Origin of the sequence: Synechococcus sp. R55.7 (assembly GCF_047461955.1) — a bacterium.
Classification (GTDB): domain Bacteria; phylum Cyanobacteriota; class Cyanobacteriia; order Thermostichales; family Thermostichaceae; genus Thermostichus.
This window is the reverse complement of record NZ_JANSIC010000515.1, coordinates 1-547: the sequence shown is the minus strand read 5'-3', so window position 1 is coordinate 547 and position 547 is coordinate 1. Positions and strand designations below refer to the sequence as shown.

Here is a 547-nt window from a genome sequence, read left to right as displayed (position 1 = left end):
ATTTGGAGAGGTGTCCGAGCGGTTTAAGGAAGCAGTCTTGAAAACTGCCGTGGTTGACGCCACCGTGGGTTCGAATCCCACCCTCTCCGTTTATCTTGAGGTAAAGCCCAACGGGTCGAAGCTACAGAGATTCACTGGCCCAGAGGGGGAGCTATCCACATGACCATCCTTGATTTATCGACCTTGACCACTCAACAGCTCAAAGACATAGCTTGGCAGTTGCGGGGCACTCCCGCAGTGGAGCCCATCTATCGGGAACTGGGATCCCGACCCAAGAGCATAGTGATTGCACCTGAAGATCCCCAGTGGACAGAAAAGGTTAACCAAATCCTCACAGAGGGATCCCCATCCTGACCGTCGCATCCCAAACAAGGCGGGACATGAATATCGAACAGCCGCCCTTGCCTGCCTGTGTCAGCTAGAAATCGCAGGAGCCCCGCACTGTACCCGTAGGGTCAGTGCCGGGAGGAATGCGGAAGTCACAATAGAACCATGACCCAAGTCCTGACCGTATCCTGCAAGCTCAAGGTGTCCCAGTCGCAGGCCG

Annotated in this window: 1 protein-coding gene and 1 tRNA gene; both read left to right on the top strand. The window is 55.4% G+C overall.

All coding sequences use genetic code 11. The features are described from left to right. Positions 1-4 precede the first annotated feature (4 nt). Positions 5-89 (top strand) — tRNA-Ser (locus tag NW820_RS13445). Positions 90-159: 70 nt separating this feature from the next. Beyond that, the gene (locus NW820_RS13440) at positions 160-354 is read left to right on the top strand and encodes a hypothetical protein (RefSeq protein WP_011433320.1); all 195 of its coding nucleotides are present in this window, start codon (positions 160-162) and stop codon (positions 352-354) included. The last annotated feature ends 193 nt before the right edge of the window (positions 355-547 follow it).